Consider the following 16,727-nt stretch of genomic DNA (forward strand, 5'->3'; position numbering starts at 1 on the left):
TCCACGCGCTGTTCGTCGTCGTTTATCAGCACGCGAAACTTCGCTACGCCTTGCTTAAAATCCTCAAAAACGAGATAAAGCGCGACGCGGTCGCTAGGCGGAAACTTAAGATCAGGTATCAAAGTCTGCTTATAGGTTTCAAGGCCGCGTCTTAGCGACATAACAAGCTGGCGAGGATAGTTTCGGTAACGCGAATGCACGATGATGTTCGTGTTATCAAAAAGCGTCCAACGAAAATCAAAGCTCTCGCGCTCGTCAGTGCCCTTTTTGGTTACGAAAACCCGCGCCCACTCGTCTTTTTTGAGCTCAAAAAGATGCTCTTCCTCGAAATTTACCGCGCCGAAAACCAGCGATAAAAACAACGAAAATATAACGGCTATTTTACTCATTTTGACTTAAAATATCCCCACTAAGCCCGATATAAATGTCGTTTAGCCGCTCATTTACAAGGGTCTGATTTTGAGAGATAAACGAATTTTGCGCCGTTTCGTCAAAGCCGTTTTTTTCACAAAATTCACTCATCGCGATAAATTTTTCAAAGGTCTTTTCAAGCTCGTTTTCGACTAAATTTTTGTTCGCGTTAAATAAAATTTCAAAGAATTTTTCTCTCGGACTTTGAGAAAATATATCATAATCCATAATTTTTAAAACCTTTCGCAAATCTTAAAATACATATTATTTTTTGTAAAATATTACTTAAAATTATATGCACTATAATACGCTAAATTTTTATAACTTCTCGATATATAGGGCTGCTTCAGCCACCGTAAAGACATTATCGCAGCTCGGACTTTGGCTACCAAAACCCCAACAAACGTTTAGATATCTCATACCCGCATTGTGCGCGGCAAGCTCATCTTTTTTACTATCTCCGACAAATATCGCTTTATCAAATTCGCCTGATTTTAGTATCAAATTTAGCATCGCGGGATCTGGTTTTTGAGGTACGTTTTCATCCGCTCCTACTATGAGATCGAAAAATTTAAATATCCCGCTTTTTTGTAAAATTTCATCCAAGGTATATCGCGGCGCATTGCTAGCTAGAGCGACGAAATGCCCGGCCTCTTTTAGTCCGGCTAGCAGCTCCTCTACGCCCTCGTATGCCGCGGCGTATTCGCGGTAGTTTTTCTTAAATTTAGCTTCAAAGTTATCCCGCAACTTCATATCCGGTTTATCGATACCGTAAAAATCAAGCCCCAAATTTCGCCCCGGCTCGTTTATAGCCTTTACGATAAACTCCGCCGCCAGATCGCCACGAAGCCCCAGCTCGCGCCGCACCTCGTTTACCGTCTCGCAGATCGCTTTTGCGCTATCTATGAGCGTGCCGTCCATGTCAAATATCACGCATTTCACTCTTCATCCTTATATTTTTTTCTATGTTTTTCTTTTTTATACGTTTTTTGATTTTTTAGCTTTTCTAGCGTGTTGGCGCAGGCTATTAGCTCGGCTCTCTCGCCGCCCTTTACGACTAAATTTACGAAATTTTCAAGAGATTTCGAGTAGGCGTTATCTAAAAAAACCGGCTCGATCTTGCGTAAAATTTCGGCATTTTTGCCCACCCTAGCGCGAAATTCGTCCTCGTTAAAATCCTCTCTTTTTAGCGCGCTAATCGCCGCTTTTGCGAATTTTTCCAAGCCGCGCAGGTATTTTACGCGCTTAAATTTGTCGTTTTGTTCAGCCATTTTTTCCTTTCAAAAGCCCAATTATACCAATTTAAACTTTTAGCGGTTATAATGCGCGCAAATTTTACAAGGAGAAAAAATGCAAAAAGAGACGATCGCCACGCACTACGGCTACGACACCAAGGCTGGCCCCGGCGCCATGGCGGTGCCGATTTACCAGACTACGGCTTATGATTTTGGTAGCGCCGAGGCGGCTGCGGCGAGATTTGCGCTAGAAGACTCGGGCCACATCTACACGAGGCTGGGCAACCCGACTACGGACGTACTAGAGAGCCGTATAGCCGCGCTCGAGGAGGGTTCGGCCTCTATCGTGACAGCCAGCGGTCAGGCGGCGATTTTTTACTCGATCGCAAATTTAGCCGCAGTCGGCGATAACATCGTCGTGGCAAAGAAAATTTACGGCGGCACGATGGTTCTTTTCATGCATACGCTTAAGCGTTTCGGTATCGAGGCGCGGGTGTTTGATAGCGACTGCGCAGACGATCTTGAAAATTTGATCGACGACAAAACGCGCGCGATATTTTTCGAGACGCTATCAAACCCGCAAATCGCAATCCCGAATTTTAAAAAAATCGTCGAGATAGCGGACAAGCACGGCGTCGTGACGATCGCCGATAACACCGTGCCTACGCCGATTATTTTCCAACCGCTAAATCACGGCGTAGACGTCGTCGTGCATAGCGCGAGCAAATATATCTGCGGCCAGGGCCTAAGCCTAGCGGGCGCAGTCGTAGCTAGCAAAAATTTAAACGCCAAGCTAGTCGGCAACGCCAGATACGCGCACTTTAACGAGCCTGACGAGAGCTATCATGGGCTAGTTTATGCGCAGATGGCGGATAAATTCGACATCTACACGCTGCGCATGAGGGTGGCTTTGGTGCGCGACATAGGCGCTACGATCTCGCCTTTTAACTCTTGGCAGCTCATCCAGGGGCTTGAGACATTAAGTGTGCGTATCGAGAGACACTCGCAAAATGCGCGCAAGATCGCCGAGTTTTTAAACTCGCACAAATACGTAAAACGCGTGACCTACCCTGCGCTAAAAAGCGATCCCGAGCACGAAAAAGCGCAAAAATACTTTGCTGGCGGCATGGCTAGCGGGCTAATGTGCTTTGAAACCGATAGCTATGAGCGCGCCGTAAAGATGCTGGGCAAGGTAAAGCTCTTTAAAATCGTCGTAAATATCGGCGACTCAAAGTCGCTCATCACGCATCCGGCCTCCACTACGCATCAGCAGCTCTCGAGCGAAGAGCTAATAAAAGCGGGCATAACAAAGGAGCTAATCAGAATAAGCGTCGGCCTAGAAAACGCGGACGACCTCATCGCCGATCTGGCGCAGGCTTTGGAGTAGAATAAGGTTAAATTTGAAATACAAAAAGGTTAAATTTGAAATACAAATTCGGCTAAATTTAAGCTAAATTCAAATATACCCCTTCGGCGGTTTCACCGCCTTGGGGTTAAGCGCTAGATTGTTAAATTTGATCAAGAGGGCTTCCCTCTTGATCCTTGGCTCGTCCAAACTCAAATTTGAGCAGGCTACTTGTCCTTTTTCCTATCGGCTTTTTCTTTTATCTCTTCCGCCGCCTCTAAGTCTAGCTGCGCCTGCTTAAACGCTTTACGCGCCTTATCGACGCGGCGGGAATTCTTAACGCTGCGGTCGCCCTCGTAAGCCTCTTCAGCGTCTTTTAGCGCCTGCTCCGCTTTGCCGAAATTCATCTGCGCGGTTTCTAAATTCATTGTAGGATTATCAGCGCCCGCAAGCTCCGCCTTTGACGTTACCTTGCCCGTTATTGGGTTGCGTCCGATAGTGCCGTCAAAACTACGTTTAACTTTTTCTTTAGACCCTGAATTTACTAAACACTCTTTTTTACCACTTATCATTACCCCCCCAATATAATTAGGTCTATTTTTTGGGTCATCACAATCAACTTTTTCTTTAATTGTATTATTTTTTTCTTTTCTAAAAACATCAGAATTTATTTCATAAGCATTTAAATTTAACATACTTAAGAATAATGTTATAATCAATACTATAGCTTTCATTTTTGCTCCTTTTCTTTATTTAAATTTTACGCAAACGGCGGCAAATTTACGCCGTAAAAGTCTTTAAGGTTTCGTTGTATTTGTTCTCGTCCTCGCACTGAATGAGCAGCAAGTCGCCCTCCTCAAATACCGATGAGCCGGTAGGTTTGATGTATTCGCCCTTGCGCTTGATGAGTAGCACCAAAAAGTCGCTAGGAAGCTCGAGCTCGGCTAGGTTTTTGCCCACGACTTCGGAGTCAAAGCGTATAGTGTGCTGGCGCAAAGTATGGTAAAAGATCGGTAAGTTCGACATCTCGACCTCTTCTGCTACAACATCTTCTTTGACGCCGCATTTTTGCGCGGCCTTTTCCAGCGTCATGCCCTGGATGATGATAGAGACGAACACGACGAAAAATATCGTGTTAAAAATGAGCTCCGAATTTGGCAAATTTGCGCCGAACGGATAGGTCGCAAGTACGATAGGAACGACGCCTCGAAGCCCGACCCACGAGATAAATATCTTTTCTTTGACGTTATATCTAGAGAGCAAAAGCGAGAGAAAAACGCCCATAGGACGCGCGATGAACATGATCCAAAAAGCGACCACGGCGCCTGCAAGCGCGACGGCAGGCAGCTGAGATGGATTTACCAAAAGTCCGAGCGTCAAAAAGATAACGATCTGCATCGTCCACGCGATACCATCGTGAAAACCGATCAAATTTTTCTTATGCGCGAACTCTTTTTTATTTATAAACATTCCCGCGATATATACGGCAAGAAAGCCGTTGCCACCGACTTTACCCGCTAGCACGTATAAAAGCATCACCCAAGCCATCGAAAACACGGGGTAAAGTCCCCAGTACTCAAGCCTAAGGCGGTTAAAAAGCCCCGGTAGCGCGACGCCGAACATATATCCCATCAGCCCGCCTAGCAAAAACTGCTTTACTAACGTTAGCGCAACGTCGGGAACGCTAGGAATCGTAGCTATGGAGATGATTTGTAGTATCGTGACGGTTAAAAAAATCGCCATCGGGTCGTTTGATCCGGACTCTAGCTCCAGAAGCGGACGGATGTTGTTTCGCAGCGAAATTTCCTTTGCTCCTAGTATCGCAAACACCGCAGCAGCATCGGTCGAGGAGATGATAGAGCCAAAAAGCAAAGCCTCTAGCCAGTCAAGACCTAGTAGGTATTTTACCAGCACGGCTATCATGCCAGCAGTAAGCACGACGCCAAGAGTAGCTAGGATGATACCGTTTACCATGACGGGGCGGATAGATTTTAGATTCGTATCAAGACCGCCCGCGTAAAGTATAAAAATAAGTGCGATAGTGCCCACGTCTTGGGCGATTTGGCGATTATCAAAATCAAGCCCCAGTAGTCCGTCCGAGCCTGCGAGCATGCCGACTGCTAAAAAAACGACTAACGACGGAACGCCGAATCTATCTGAAACCTTGCTAGAGACGATACAAGCGATAAGTAGGATAGAGAAAAATAGTAAAAAAGTTTCTAACATTGTGCCTCATTTGGGTTCAAAGCGAACAAATTTAAGGCTAAATTTAGCGCCCTAATAGCCTCAAATTCGGCGCGTTTTATAGGTAAATTTTACCCGATTTTACCTTTTTAAACGATAAAAAGGATTAATTTTTATCATCGTAAAAGATGAGATCAAAGCTACTTTTGCGCTTTACCAGAGCTTTTTTGGACGGCACGCCGCCCTGCTCCATTTTAGCCAGTTCCTCTTTCATCTGCCTTATCGCGGCCTCAGACTGCTCGATCTGATCTTTTAGCTGCAAGATGATATCCACGCCTGCTAAATTTACGCCAAGATCGCGCGTTAGACGTAGTATCATCTTGATGCGGTCCATATCTTTTTCGGAGTAAAGGCGCATTTTACCCTCGGTTCTTGACGGCTCTAGCAGCCCCTCGCGCTCGTATTGGCGCAGCGTCTGCGGGTGTATAGAGAGCACCTTAGCTACGACGCTTATTAGATAGACCGGTTCTTCGTATTGTTTCATCTTATGCCTCCGGGAGTTTTTGCTTCATAAGCTCGGCTAGTTCGCTGTCTAGGGCATTTACGTCCGGCAAAGACACGCGCGCTCGCAGGTACAGATCGCCAAATATCCCGCTTTTTCTATTTTGCACGCCGTATCCTTTGAGTCTGATTTTTTGCCCCGATTTTGAGTTTTCGGCTATTTTTATCGTGACGTCTTTTTTAGGCGTTTTTACCTCAATCTTGCCGCCAAACATCATCGTTTTTAGAGGAATTAGCACGTCTTTATATAGATCATCGCCGTCCCTTTCGTACTCGTCGCTAGGCGCGATATTTACGGTTAGGATCAGATCTCCGCGTCCGCCGCTACCCTTGCCTTTTATGCGTAGCTTTTCGCCGTTATTTATGCCGTTTGGGATTTTTATTTTGATGTTTTCGCCATTAAAATTTATCGAGTGCTCGCCGCCTTTTACCGCTACGTCAAACGGAATAGTTACTTTTGCTCGCGAGTCCAGATCCTCATCGTCCTCAAAGCCGCCAAATCCGCCCGTCTGCCTAAAGCCGCTAAAACCGCCTCTGCTAGAAAAACTGCCAAAACCGCTAGCGCTACCGCTAAAGCCGCCGCCGAAGATATTTTTTAAAATTTCGTCCAAATTTCCCATACCCGAGCTGCTCGCAAAGTCGTGGAAATTTTGCCCGCCGAACATCGCGTCGCCGTGTCTGTCGTACTGCGCGCGCTTTTTTTCGTCGCTTAAAATTTCATACGCGGCGTTTATCTCCTTAAATTTATCCTCCGCGCCCGGGTCTTTGTTAATATCGGGGTGGTACTTGCGAGCCAGCCTACGATAGGCCTTTTTGATCTCGTCGCTAGTGGCCTTTTCGGACACCCCTAACGTTTCGTAAAGACTATTGCTCATATTATGTCCTTCTAGTCAATTAATTTTATAGCGATTATAGCATAAAGCTTTAGCGTATGTCAATCAAGTATAGTAAATAAAATAATTTTAAACGGCTTAAAGAATAATTAACTTTACATTGAGCTTAGCGCCATATAATCGCGCTTTGAAAAATTTCATCCAAAAGGAAAAGCAATGAAAAAGATAACCGTATTATCTTTGGCTACGTCTTGCGCAATTTTTGCCGCAAGTATAAATTTTAACGAACCGGCAGAGGATTTTACTAGAATAAATCCCGAATTTAATAAAAACGTCGTCCTCTCCTACAATAGCTCCATCGCCGACGCTAAAAAATCGGTAGTAAATATCTCCACCACAAAAACCGTCAGCAACAACGTTGCAGATATGAACGATATGTTTAGCGATCCGTTTTTCAAGGACTTTTTTGGATTTCAGTTTAACATCCCTCAAGAAAAACAAAAAAGTAGCTCGCTGGGATCTGGCGTCGTCATATCTAGCGACGGCTACATCGTAACAAACAACCACGTCGTAGAAGATAGCGACGAGATCGTAGTCACGCTGCTAGATAGCGACAAAGAGTATAAAGCTAAAATCATCGGTACCGATCCAAAAACCGACCTAGCTATCATCAAAATCGACGCCAAAGAGCTAAAAGCCATACCGTTTGCCGACTCGGCTAAACTAATGGAAGGCGATATCGTATTTGCCATCGGAAATCCTTTCGGCGTGGGCGGTAGCATCACTCAGGGCATAGTTTCAGGCCTAAACAAAGACAACATTGGACTAAATCAATATGAAAATTTCATCCAGACAGACGCCTCGATAAACCCGGGTAACTCAGGCGGCGCGCTAGTCGATAGCCGCGGCTATCTAGTCGGCATAAACTCGGCCATACTTAGCCGCAGCGGCGGAAACAACGGCATCGGCTTTGCCATCCCGTCAAATATGACTAAAGATATCGCCAAAAAACTCATCGAAGACGGCAAGATCGAGCGCGGATATATCGGCGTGATGATAGCAAATCTCAACGAAGAGCAAAAAGAGATCTATAAAAACAAAGAAGGCGCGCTCATTAGTAGCGTAGAAAGCGGCCTCCCTGCCGATGTCGCAGGACTAAAACGAGGCGATCTGGTCATCAAAATCGACGATAAAGAGATCAAAAACGCTAACGACCTAAAAAACCTCATCGGCTCACTGGCTCCAAACAAAGAGATCACGCTAACCTACGAGCGCTCCGGTAAAATCGAAACCGCCAAGATAAAACTAGCTAACGCAAACGCAAAATCAAGCGCTCCGGCGGCAAAAAACGGCACGGCGATCGAGGGTCTTAGCGTCACAGCTATCGACGACAACGCAAGATATAAATACCGCCTACCTGCGGACGCAGCGGGCATCCTGGTAACTGACGTAAAAGCAGGCTCAAATGCCGAGAAAATCGGCTTTGAAAAAGGTGACATCATCATCCAAATCGCCGAGGAAAATATCAAAAATATGGATGACTTTAACAAAGCCCTAGCAAGCGCAAAAGGCAAAAAGACGCTCGTTTGGGTTAATCGCGGCGGACTTTTCCAAGGTCTTGTTATAAAATAATTTCTACTCTAAGGCGCGGGAAACTGCGCCTTTTCTTTTAAATTTTCTAAATTTTACCAATCAAATTTGACATTCTATCATTTTAAATTTGACCTGATTAAATTTAACCAAGCTTAAAAAAGCGCTCGTCTGCAAGCTATAAGCGTAACGCAACAAAAAATAAGCCGCGGCCGCCATTAAAAATTTAGTCAAAACTCGCTATAATCCCCAAAAGGACATAAAATGATAAAAATTCTGATGATAGAAGATGATTTAGAGCTAGCTGAAATTTTGACTGAGTTTTTAGCAAAAAGCGATATGAGCGTAACGACGGCGGAGGAGCCATATATCGGGCTTTCGACGCTAAACGTAGAAAAATTTGACCTCGTAATCCTAGATCTCACGCTACCGGGACTCGACGGCCTAGAAGTATGCAAAGAGATCCGCAAGCGCCACGACGTGCCTATCATCATCTCAAGCGCGCGCCACGACATCACCGACAAAGTAAATGCCCTAGACAACGGCGCTGACGACTATCTACCAAAGCCATACGACCCGCAGGAGCTGCTAGCTCGTATCAAAAGTCATCTGCGCCGCCAAAGCACTGTAGCGGGCGCAAATTTAAGCAGTGCAAAAGAGCCTGCGCGCGAAAAAGACATCGCGGTAGATGATTTAAAACACGTCATCACGCTAAAAGGCGAGCCGTTAAATTTGACCGCGGCCGAGTACGACATCCTAAAATACATGCTACAAAAAGAAGGTGGCGCCATCACGCGCGAGGAGTTTATCTACAACTGCGCGAGCATCAGCGAGGACTCGACAAACAAGAGCATCGACGTCATCATCGGCCGCATCAGAGGCAAGCTAGGCGACGACCCGAAAGAGCCAAAGTACATCCATGCTATCCGCGGCATCGGCTACAAACTGATGCAGTAAATTTTAAAGCCTGCAAATGAAACGCTCATCGGTTTTTTACACTATCACTTTTATCTTTGCACTTGCGCTTACGAGCATATTTCTCGCGTTTTTGTGGCTGATGGACTACGACAAGCAAAACTACGCGCGCGAGCTAAACGCCAAATACTCCACGATCGCTAGAAATCAGCTCTTTTTGATGAGCGGTATCATAAACGAAAAAGAGTACGAGCGTCAAACGGGCGACTTTAAGATGCCTGAGATCACAAACGAACAGCAAAAAGAGGAAATCCTGGCAAACGCAAACGTGCTTGAGGAAATCTCTGCAGACATCGGCTCTAGCGCCATCATGATCTATCAAAATCACCACTACCTCAAAGTCCAGCACGTAGATAAAGTCCTACTTTTAAAGGATAACGACTACCAGCCATACCGCTACGACATCATCAAGATCATCTTTTTGTTAGTCGCGATCATACTTCTTGCTGCTTACGTTTTTGTTATCAGGAAGCTAAAACCGCTAAGAAAACTAAAGCGCCAGATAGCTAAATTTGCCGCGGGCGAGATCGACGAGGTGCAAAACGTAAGTAGCGGTAATGACGAAATTTCCGAGGTTGCGGAGGCATTTTACGACGCGGTTTGTCAGATCAAAAATTTAAACGCGTCACGCAAGCTGTTTTTAAGAAACATAATGCACGAACTAAAAACCCCGATCACCAAAGGCCGCCTAGCTGCCGAAATGATCGAAAAAAGCAAAAACCAGGAGCGGCTAGTATCTGTGTTTATAAAACTCGAAAATCTCATAAACGAATTTGCCGCTGTCGAGCAAGTCACGTCAAACATCGCGCTAAATAACACCAAAATTTGCCGTATCGACGACGTCATCGACGAGGCTTTGGATATCGCGATGGTAGATCCCGGACAGGTCACGATCAGCAAACTAGAGGACGTGAACCTAAACGCAGACTTTAAGCTGCTAGCGATAGCCGTCAAAAATATGATCGATAATGCGCTAAAATACTCCCCCAACAAGCACGTAAATATCACTATCACGCGCGAGTCGATCAAATTTATCAACGAGGGCGAGCGGTTATCAAAGGAGCTGCGCCACTACGTCGAGCCTTTTACTAAGGGCGAAAGTGCGCAAAAGAGCTTTGGTCTGGGGCTCTACATCGTCGAAAACATAATCAAAGCTCACAAGCTAACTCTAAGCTACGAGTACAAAAACGGGCTAAACGTATTTAGCTTTGAAAATCTGCAAAATATCGCAGCATAGGCGTGAATTTGAGCATTTTGCTAAATTTGCGGCACGCGGGGTAAATTTGAACCAAAATTTAAACCGAGCCACATTTGCTTAAATTTTAAAATTCAGCGTATCGTTTGCGACTAACTAAACGCCAAATTTTGAGCTACAAATTTGGCGCTTGTTTCAAATTTATAGTCAATTTTAGCGACCGCTCGCTACTCATAATAAAAAGACTTTATAGGCGCAAAATTTAGCCCCGCCTTTTCGCACAGCGCGTAAAAACCAACCTCGCCGCCGCGAGATTTAAACTCAAAATAGCACTCGTAAAGCTTTATCAAGTATTCAAATTCTAAATTTAGCCGCACGCTTATCTCGTGCTTTTCTCTTACGTCGCAGGCTTCGCGGGTTAGCTGCTCGTAGTATGCGCACTCTATCAGGCAGACCTCTGGAAAGTGGTGCGCACCCCGGTCTAGCGCGTCTAGTAGCATGCAAAAGTATAGCTCCACGGTTCGTGCGTCGCAATGCTCATGGCGGTATGCACGGCGCAAAAGCTCATTCCTATCAAGCTCCCGCAAGCCGCGCGTGCATATCTGGTGCGCCCAGCACAGATGCGACATCTCGCCTGCGTCACAGCGCCCTTTTAGATACTCGCCGACTAGCTCTCCCAGCTCAAATGGCAGTTCGCCGTTGCCGCGGTTTTTTAGATTTTTTAGCTCGCTTTTATTTTCGTCTAAAATTTCGCGGCAAAGCTCATCTAGCGCACAGTCACGCTGCGTCTGGCTGAACTCGCTTTTAAATTTACTCACAGTGCCCTTTAGATGCTCGTTCGCTCGCTTTTTTAGCCCGGCATCATAGAGCCTTAGGTATTCGCAGAGCTCAAATTTTAGCCAGCCAAAAGCGTCCGTTTGCATTTAGTTCCTTTGCCTGCGTAAATTTAGCGAGTAAAAACAACAACCTCGCCGCGCTCAAACGTGATCTGTCGCCTAGCTAGATATGGCCGGTATTCGCTCGCAAATTTGAGCCAAATTTACAAAATATCCCTCTGCCCTTTTGCGTTCATCGGGCTTAGCACGCCCATTTGCTCCATTTGCTCGATGATCGTAGCTGCGCGGTTGTAGCCGATTTTTAGGCGGCGTTGTAGATAACTGATCGAGGTTTTTTGCTCGCTTAACACGATCTCTTTGGCCTCTTCGTAGAGCTCGTCTAGCTCGCCTGCTACGGCGCCGGAGCCTGCGCCCGCACCGCCGCTAGCGCCCTCCTCGGCTAAAAATCTCTCGTCGTAGACCACTTCTTGCTGTGCTTTTAGGAAATTTACGATAGTGTCGATCTCTTTTTCGCTAGCAAACGGCGCGTGCAGTCTGATGACGCCGGGGCTTCCCGGAGGCGTAAATAGCATATCGCCGCGTCCTAGCAAACTCTCCGCGCCCATTTGATCCAGGATCACCTTACTATCGATACGCTGACCAACGCGGTAGCTGATGCGGCTAGGTAAATTTGCCTTGATTAGCCCCGTCACGACGTCTACGCTCGGGCGCTGGGTGGCTACGATGAGATGTATGCCGCTGGCCCTAGCCATCTGCGCCAGGCGCCCGATGTACAGCTCCACGTCCTTGCCGCTAGTCATCATGAGATCTGCTAGCTCGTCGATGATAACGACGATGTACGGGAGCTGCTCGCCGCCCTCCTCTTTCATTTTTTCGTTGTAGCTTTCGATGTTTTTGGTACGCGTATGGTTCATTATTTTATAGCGGCGCTCCATCTCGGCGACCATATTTGATAGCGCAGTGATGGCCTGCTTAGCCTGCGTGATGACCGGAGTTAGCAGGTGCGGGATGTCGTTGTAGATGCTAAACTCAAGCATCTTTGGATCTATCATCATCAGGCGCAGCGTCTGCGGGCTGTTGCGATATAGCAGGCTTAGTAGCATCGCGTTTATACCTACGCTCTTGCCCGAGCCCGTCGTGCCCGCGATTAGCAAGTGAGGCAGCTTTTTTAGATCTGTGACAAAGGGCGCGCCGACGATATCCTTGCCTAGCGCGATAGTTAGCGGACTGCTCGAGTTTTTAAAAACTTCGCTATCTAAAATTTCTTTTAGATAGACGGTTTCGATGTTTTTGTTAGGCACTTCGATACCCACGACGTCTTTGCCAGGTATCGGCGCCTGGATGCGGATAGTCTGCGCGCGTAGAGCCATCGCGAGGTCGTCTTGCAGGGTTAAAATTTTACTCACCTTGATGTGCGGCGCCTGACGAAACTCAAACGTCGTGACGATCGGACCCGTATAGGTGCGCACGACGTCGCCGTCTATTTTAAATTTGCGCAGTTTATCGAGCAGATCGGAGATCTTTTGATCGATCTCAGCCTCATTTACGCTGTTTGATCTCTTAGGCGGATCGGCTAAAAATTTAAGCGGCGGCAACGCAAAATCCTTAGGTTTTTCGACCTTGCCTTTTTCCATTTGTTCGAGCAGTTTTTTATTTTCGGCGACTTCATTTAAAATTTCGACGCCGTTTATAGTAGTACTTTTTTCTTCTAAATTTGACTCGCTTTCATCCTGCGCATCGTCTTCATCGTCCGGCTCGTCTTCGTCGTCTAGCTTTTCGCTGTTTTCCTCGCTCAAATTTGACTCGCTTTGAGCTTTAGGCTTTTTGATTTGTCTAGGTTTTTTTTGCGATTTTTGCTTAATCTCGGCTGGGTTTTCAAATTTATCTTCATTGGCGCTTGATTCGACGAAAGCCTTTTTTAGGATAGCTATGATGTTATCCTGCGCGATGAGACCAAAGCTAAGCACAAAAAGCATCAAGATAAAAACCCACATGCCTATCACGCCCGCGACGTCTTTTAGCGCCTCATTTATACTGTTAGCGACTAGTCCGCCGTAGTTAGCGTCCGCGCCTGATTGAAACATCAAAAACGCCAAAAACAGCAGTGTCACACCAAGCGTCGTCTGGGCAAATTCGGCATTAAAGCCGTTAAAATATTTGTAAATATAATACGCAAAAAATATAAAAACAAAAGGATAAACGTAAGCTATAAAGCCAAAAAGCTTGAAGTTCCAAAGCCCGATCGCATTGCCGAAGCTACCGACGAAATTTGCCGCAGGCGCGATGGTGGCGATCCCGAAAAATATCAAAAAACAAACGACTACGACTAAAACCGATTCTCTTAAAATGGCGCGTCCTTTTAAATTTAGTAAATTTAAATTTGCGAGAGCGCGAAATTTGGGCCGAATTTATCAAATTTGACCCCACTTTCGCTCCGCCCGCTTTGATAACGAAACTTTAATAAAACGGTAGATTATAGCGAGTTTTTACATATAGTTTAATAACGAGAGCTGATTTATCTTCGCCACGGACTGCAACATCGCCTGATACGACATCATTTTTTGCATGAGGTTCATATAGGTCTCGCCGTAGTCGGCGTTTGTGATGTCGGCCTTGACGGTTTTTACATTTACCTCCATGATGCTGGCGCGAGTGTTAGTGTCCGCTAGCGCCGCGCTTTGAGCGCCTACCTTGGTGTGGATTTTACTCACGTGATCGGCGATGTGGTCTATCCTCTCGATCGCGCCTTGGATGCCTGAGTTGCGCGGATGCTCGCCCTCGCTGTCGGCGCGGTACTGACCGCTTCTCACAGCCTCTATCATCCTATCTAAGTCATCAAAAATATCCACGCTCGGGCTATCTATCTCGACGCCGTTGTTTGCCGAAAAGCTCCACAGCGAGCCGTCTCCTTGCGTAGTCGCAGGAGTCGTGCCGGTGCTATCTCCATAAAATTGATCAGAATTTGCCTCGTCGTAAATTCCAACCTTTATCGGAGTGACGGCATTTTGCTTGTCGGTTACTTTTATTCGGCCCTTATGATCCATATTTGCCTCGACGCTACCTTGAGAATTTGCGATGGCTTGCTTATAGGCGACATAGTCAGCTTGCGTATTGCCGCCGGCGCCTGTAGGGACGCTATCGCTAGCGACCATGCCGATGATATCGTTTAGCTGCCTAAAGGTCATATTTTTTGACTGGGTAGTTCTACCCTCGGTAGTCGGCGGGTTTGTAGTGTCGTTATAAAAGCTATCCCAAACCTCGGTCGTATATGTGGTGCCATCAGGCCTTGTTATATTTACCCGCGCATTGCCTGAGGTCGCAGGAGGTACGGCGGTACCGAAAAGCACGTCCACTTTATAGTCTCCGCCGCTTTTAGATTTGATCTGCATTTTTAGGGCTTGGTCGTTTATATCGTATTTGTCTCTTTCGCCAGGATACAGTTCTTTTGAAGCCACGACTTGGCTTAGAGTCGTGTTATCGTCGGCAAATTTACCGCTACCCCGTTCTACTTGCGATACGGTGCCTATTAAATTTCTACCCTCTTGTTTAAAGTTTATCTTGTCGTAGTCGTAGGCGTTTGTAACGGCTCCGCCCAGGTCTTCGTATTTGCTTTTTACAAATTCCGTGATTTCATAGTCGTCGGGGTTTGCTCGCACCATAGCTTCGAGTGAGTTTGCGCCGCTAGTTAGGCTATCTACTGTGTCAAACGCGCTAGAGGCTCCTGCTATACCGCCTGCTAGAGCGCCGGCATTTGCCACCTTTTTCGTCGCCGCTACCATATGAAAATCAATAACCTGATTGCCTTTACTTAGGTCTTTTACGTTGATTTGGCCTTGGTTGTTTATCGTTACCTCGACGACTTTATTAGTCGGAGTGTTGCCGTACTCAGTACCGATTTTTTCAAGCAGATCGTTTATCGAGGCGTCCGAAGTCATCTTAAATTTGCTCGTAAAGCTCGTACCGTTTGGCTTTTTACCCTGCAAGAAAAACGTCGTGTCCTGAAACCGCCTCACGCCCGTACCCGTGAAATCTTGATTGGTTAGAGTTTTTTCGTCTTTTACGTATTTAAAACCGATTAAATCGCGCATTTTGTGTTCGCTATCGATATAAACGGTCTTGTTTCTGTCGTCCAAATTTTGAGCTTTTAGCATAGTGTTGGAGGTGACTTTTTTATTATAATCGCCGTCCTTGCCCAAAAACAGCTCCTGTCCGTTTTGATTGTAGGTCAAATTTACCTGGGCTCCGCCTACCGTTTTCATCGCCTGCGCATTGCCGTAGTATTCATTTGTTTCGCCGTTTATAGGCTTTGTATTTATCGCGCTTCCAGAAAACAAAAACTGCCCGTTGATCGAGGTATTTGCGATATTTACCAGGTGATTTTTGATACCCTGAAGGTCGTTTGCGATGGCTTCGCGCGAGGTTTTGGAGTGGATTTCATTGGCGCCTTGAACCAGCTTTGTTTTAAAAGCCTCAAGCTGCTGCTTAAATTCACCCAAAGCCTTATCTGTATTTTTTGAAAAGTGCTGCGCTTTCGACGTCGCGGTTTGCACCTGCTCAAGCGTAGCAACCTCGTAATCAAGCCTCATGCCGTCGTTATAGACGCTGCTGTCCTCGAAAGAATTTTGGATTTTTAGACCGGTTGACATTTGGTTATTTAGCTTGTAAAGCGCTTTCATATTAGTCTGATAGTCGTAGTTGTTCATAAATTTCATCAACTGATTCGTCATTCTCATTGAGTTTTTCCTTAAATTTAATCAAGCTCTTACAAGCAAATAAAGTTCCACTCGCTATATCGTCAAATTTCAAAATTTATTTAGTTTTAGATATGATTTTGCCAAATTTAAGGAGTACAAATGAAAATCCTCTTTTCGCCAAGCGAAGCAAAAACCGCCGTGAGTCCAAATAAATTTATAGATAAGGACGCCTTTATTTTTCCAAATTTATATAAAAAGCGGTGCGAAATTTTAAAAATTTATGATGATTTTTTACAAACGGCTACCGTTGAAAAGATCTCAAAACTTTTTGGAGTTAAAAATTTGACCGACGAGCCGAGTTTGCGCGAAAGCTTATTTAAAAAAGGCGCGGTAAAGGCCATCCTGCGCTACGACGGAGTTGCCTACAAGCACCTTGACTACCGCAGCCTTGATAACGCGGCGCAGGAGTTTATAGATAAAAATACGCTGATTTTTTCAAATTTATTCGGCCCCGTAACGGCGGCAGATGCGCTACCAGAATACAAACTAAAGCAAGGTGAGCGCATAAACGGGTTAAATTTGGAGGAATTTTATAGGCAAAATTTTAGCGACGAAATAGATGAGTGGCTAGGAGATGACGATATTTTAGACCTTAGAGCCGAGTTTTACGAGAAATTTTACCGCATACAAAAACCGTTTGCGACCTTTAAATTTCTAAAAAACGGCAAAGTCGTCAGCCACTACGCCAAAGCATACCGCGGGATAGTTTTGAGGCAGGTTGCTAAAAACCAAGTAAAAAATTTTGGCGAACTTTGTAAAATGGATATAGAAAATTTGCGCCTCATAGACGTTAAAAAAACAGGACTAA

15 protein-coding genes and 1 pseudogene are annotated in these 16,727 nt (G+C 45.7%); 5 read left to right on the top strand and 11 right to left on the bottom strand.

Features of this window, described 5'->3' with window-relative positions:
• The 4 genes from H740_RS02440 to H740_RS02455 form a co-directional block, all read right to left on the bottom strand.
• On the bottom strand, positions 1 to 389 hold a 389-nt coding region (locus tag H740_RS02440), incomplete at its 3' end, for a hypothetical protein (RefSeq protein ID WP_002950969.1).
• Positions 382 to 639, bottom strand: coding sequence for a DUF2018 family protein (locus H740_RS02445; RefSeq protein ID WP_002950971.1), 258 nt, complete (start codon positions 637 to 639; stop codon positions 382 to 384). The genes H740_RS02440 and H740_RS02445, both read right to left, overlap by 8 nt.
• A gap of 90 nt (positions 640 to 729) precedes the next feature.
• Positions 730 to 1,353 carry an HAD family hydrolase gene (locus H740_RS02450; protein ID WP_002950973.1) on the bottom strand — a complete coding sequence of 208 codons (624 nt, stop codon included), beginning with the start codon at positions 1,351 to 1,353 and terminating at the stop codon, positions 730 to 732.
• Positions 1,350 to 1,682: a hypothetical protein gene (locus tag H740_RS02455; RefSeq protein WP_002950975.1), complete on the bottom strand. Its 333-nt coding sequence runs from the start codon at positions 1,680 to 1,682 to the stop codon at positions 1,350 to 1,352. The genes H740_RS02450 and H740_RS02455 overlap by 4 nt, the downstream gene beginning before the upstream one ends.
• 79 nt (positions 1,683 to 1,761) lie before the next feature.
• On the opposite strand from H740_RS02455, the gene H740_RS02460 reads away from it, so the two are divergent.
• A complete protein-coding gene (locus H740_RS02460; protein ID WP_002950977.1) occupies positions 1,762 to 3,033 on the top strand; it encodes an O-acetylhomoserine aminocarboxypropyltransferase/cysteine synthase family protein in 1,272 nt (423 codons plus the stop codon).
• A gap of 185 nt (positions 3,034 to 3,218) precedes the next feature.
• Here the strand turns inward: H740_RS02460 and H740_RS02465 are convergent, their stop codons facing one another.
• From H740_RS02465 to H740_RS02480, 4 genes are all read right to left on the bottom strand, one after another.
• The gene (locus H740_RS02465; RefSeq protein WP_156318383.1) at positions 3,219 to 3,563 is read right to left on the bottom strand and encodes a hypothetical protein; all 345 of its coding nucleotides are present in this window, start codon (positions 3,561 to 3,563) and stop codon (positions 3,219 to 3,221) included.
• Positions 3,564 to 3,771: 208 nt separating this feature from the next.
• Positions 3,772 to 5,217: a potassium/proton antiporter gene (locus tag H740_RS02470; RefSeq protein ID WP_002950981.1), complete on the bottom strand. Its 1,446-nt coding sequence runs from the start codon at positions 5,215 to 5,217 to the stop codon at positions 3,772 to 3,774.
• A 124-nt stretch (positions 5,218 to 5,341) separates the two neighbouring features.
• Entirely contained in the window at positions 5,342 to 5,719 is a 378-nt protein-coding gene (locus tag H740_RS02475) for a heat shock protein transcriptional repressor HspR (RefSeq protein WP_002950982.1), read from the bottom strand.
• 1 nt (position 5,720) lies between these two features.
• Complete coding sequence (locus tag H740_RS02480; RefSeq protein ID WP_002950983.1) at positions 5,721 to 6,611, bottom strand: DnaJ C-terminal domain-containing protein; 891 nt, start codon at positions 6,609 to 6,611, stop codon at positions 5,721 to 5,723.
• A 174-nt stretch (positions 6,612 to 6,785) separates the two neighbouring features.
• Between H740_RS02480 and H740_RS02485 the strand changes: the two genes are divergently transcribed.
• The 3 genes from H740_RS02485 to H740_RS02495 all read left to right on the top strand — a co-directional run bounded on the left by H740_RS02485 (position 6,786) and on the right by H740_RS02495 (position 10,371).
• The gene (locus H740_RS02485) at positions 6,786 to 8,201 is read left to right on the top strand and encodes a Do family serine endopeptidase (RefSeq protein ID WP_002950984.1); all 1,416 of its coding nucleotides are present in this window, start codon (positions 6,786 to 6,788) and stop codon (positions 8,199 to 8,201) included.
• 222 nt (positions 8,202 to 8,423) lie between these two features.
• Complete coding sequence (locus H740_RS02490; protein WP_002950985.1) at positions 8,424 to 9,116, top strand: response regulator transcription factor; 693 nt, start codon at positions 8,424 to 8,426, stop codon at positions 9,114 to 9,116.
• 16 nt (positions 9,117 to 9,132) lie between these two features.
• The gene (locus H740_RS02495; protein ID WP_002950989.1) at positions 9,133 to 10,371 is read left to right on the top strand and encodes an ArsS family sensor histidine kinase; all 1,239 of its coding nucleotides are present in this window, start codon (positions 9,133 to 9,135) and stop codon (positions 10,369 to 10,371) included.
• Between the two features lie 185 nt (positions 10,372 to 10,556).
• Here the strand turns inward: H740_RS02495 and H740_RS02500 are convergent, their stop codons facing one another.
• From H740_RS02500 to H740_RS02510, 3 genes and pseudogenes are all read right to left on the bottom strand, one after another.
• Complete coding sequence (locus tag H740_RS02500) at positions 10,557 to 11,252, bottom strand: hypothetical protein (protein WP_002950990.1); 696 nt, start codon at positions 11,250 to 11,252, stop codon at positions 10,557 to 10,559.
• Between the two features lie 116 nt (positions 11,253 to 11,368).
• Positions 11,369 to 12,832 (bottom strand): annotated as a pseudogene (locus H740_RS02505) (DNA translocase FtsK); the annotation flags it as partial.
• Between the two features lie 819 nt (positions 12,833 to 13,651).
• Positions 13,652 to 15,898, bottom strand: coding sequence for a flagellin N-terminal helical domain-containing protein (locus H740_RS02510; protein WP_002950992.1), 2,247 nt, complete (start codon positions 15,896 to 15,898; stop codon positions 13,652 to 13,654).
• 120 nt (positions 15,899 to 16,018) lie between these two features.
• On the opposite strand from H740_RS02510, the gene H740_RS02515 reads away from it, so the two are divergent.
• Positions 16,019 to 16,727, top strand: a 709-nt coding sequence (locus H740_RS02515; RefSeq protein WP_002950993.1) for a YaaA family protein, incomplete at its 3' end; no start/stop codon positions are given.

This window comes from Campylobacter showae CC57C, from assembly GCF_000344295.2.
Taxonomy (GTDB): Bacteria; Campylobacterota; Campylobacteria; order Campylobacterales; family Campylobacteraceae; genus Campylobacter_A; species Campylobacter_A showae_B.

Bases quoted from the DNA above. Each gene is read 5' to 3' on its own strand.
- H740_RS02445 (WP_002950971.1), bottom strand. From the start codon at position 639: ATGGATTATGATATATTTTCTCAAAGTCCGAGAGAAAAATTCTTTGAA.
- H740_RS02455 (WP_002950975.1), bottom strand. From the start codon at position 1,682: ATGGCTGAACAAAACGACAAATTTAAGCGCGTAAAATACCTGCGCGGC.
- H740_RS02460 (WP_002950977.1), top strand. From the start codon at position 1,762: ATGCAAAAAGAGACGATCGCCACGCACTACGGCTACGACACCAAGGCT.
- H740_RS02465 (WP_156318383.1), bottom strand. From the start codon at position 3,563: ATGATAAGTGGTAAAAAAGAGTGTTTAGTAAATTCAGGGTCTAAAGAA.
- H740_RS02470 (WP_002950981.1), bottom strand. From the start codon at position 5,217: ATGTTAGAAACTTTTTTACTATTTTTCTCTATCCTACTTATCGCTTGT.
- H740_RS02475 (WP_002950982.1), bottom strand. From the start codon at position 5,719: ATGAAACAATACGAAGAACCGGTCTATCTAATAAGCGTCGTAGCTAAG.
- H740_RS02480 (WP_002950983.1), bottom strand. From the start codon at position 6,611: ATGAGCAATAGTCTTTACGAAACGTTAGGGGTGTCCGAAAAGGCCACT.
- H740_RS02485 (WP_002950984.1), top strand. From the start codon at position 6,786: ATGAAAAAGATAACCGTATTATCTTTGGCTACGTCTTGCGCAATTTTT.
- H740_RS02490 (WP_002950985.1), top strand. From the start codon at position 8,424: ATGATAAAAATTCTGATGATAGAAGATGATTTAGAGCTAGCTGAAATT.
- H740_RS02495 (WP_002950989.1), top strand. From the start codon at position 9,133: ATGAAACGCTCATCGGTTTTTTACACTATCACTTTTATCTTTGCACTT.
- H740_RS02500 (WP_002950990.1), bottom strand. From the start codon at position 11,252: ATGCAAACGGACGCTTTTGGCTGGCTAAAATTTGAGCTCTGCGAATAC.
- H740_RS02510 (WP_002950992.1), bottom strand. From the start codon at position 15,898: ATGAGAATGACGAATCAGTTGATGAAATTTATGAACAACTACGACTAT.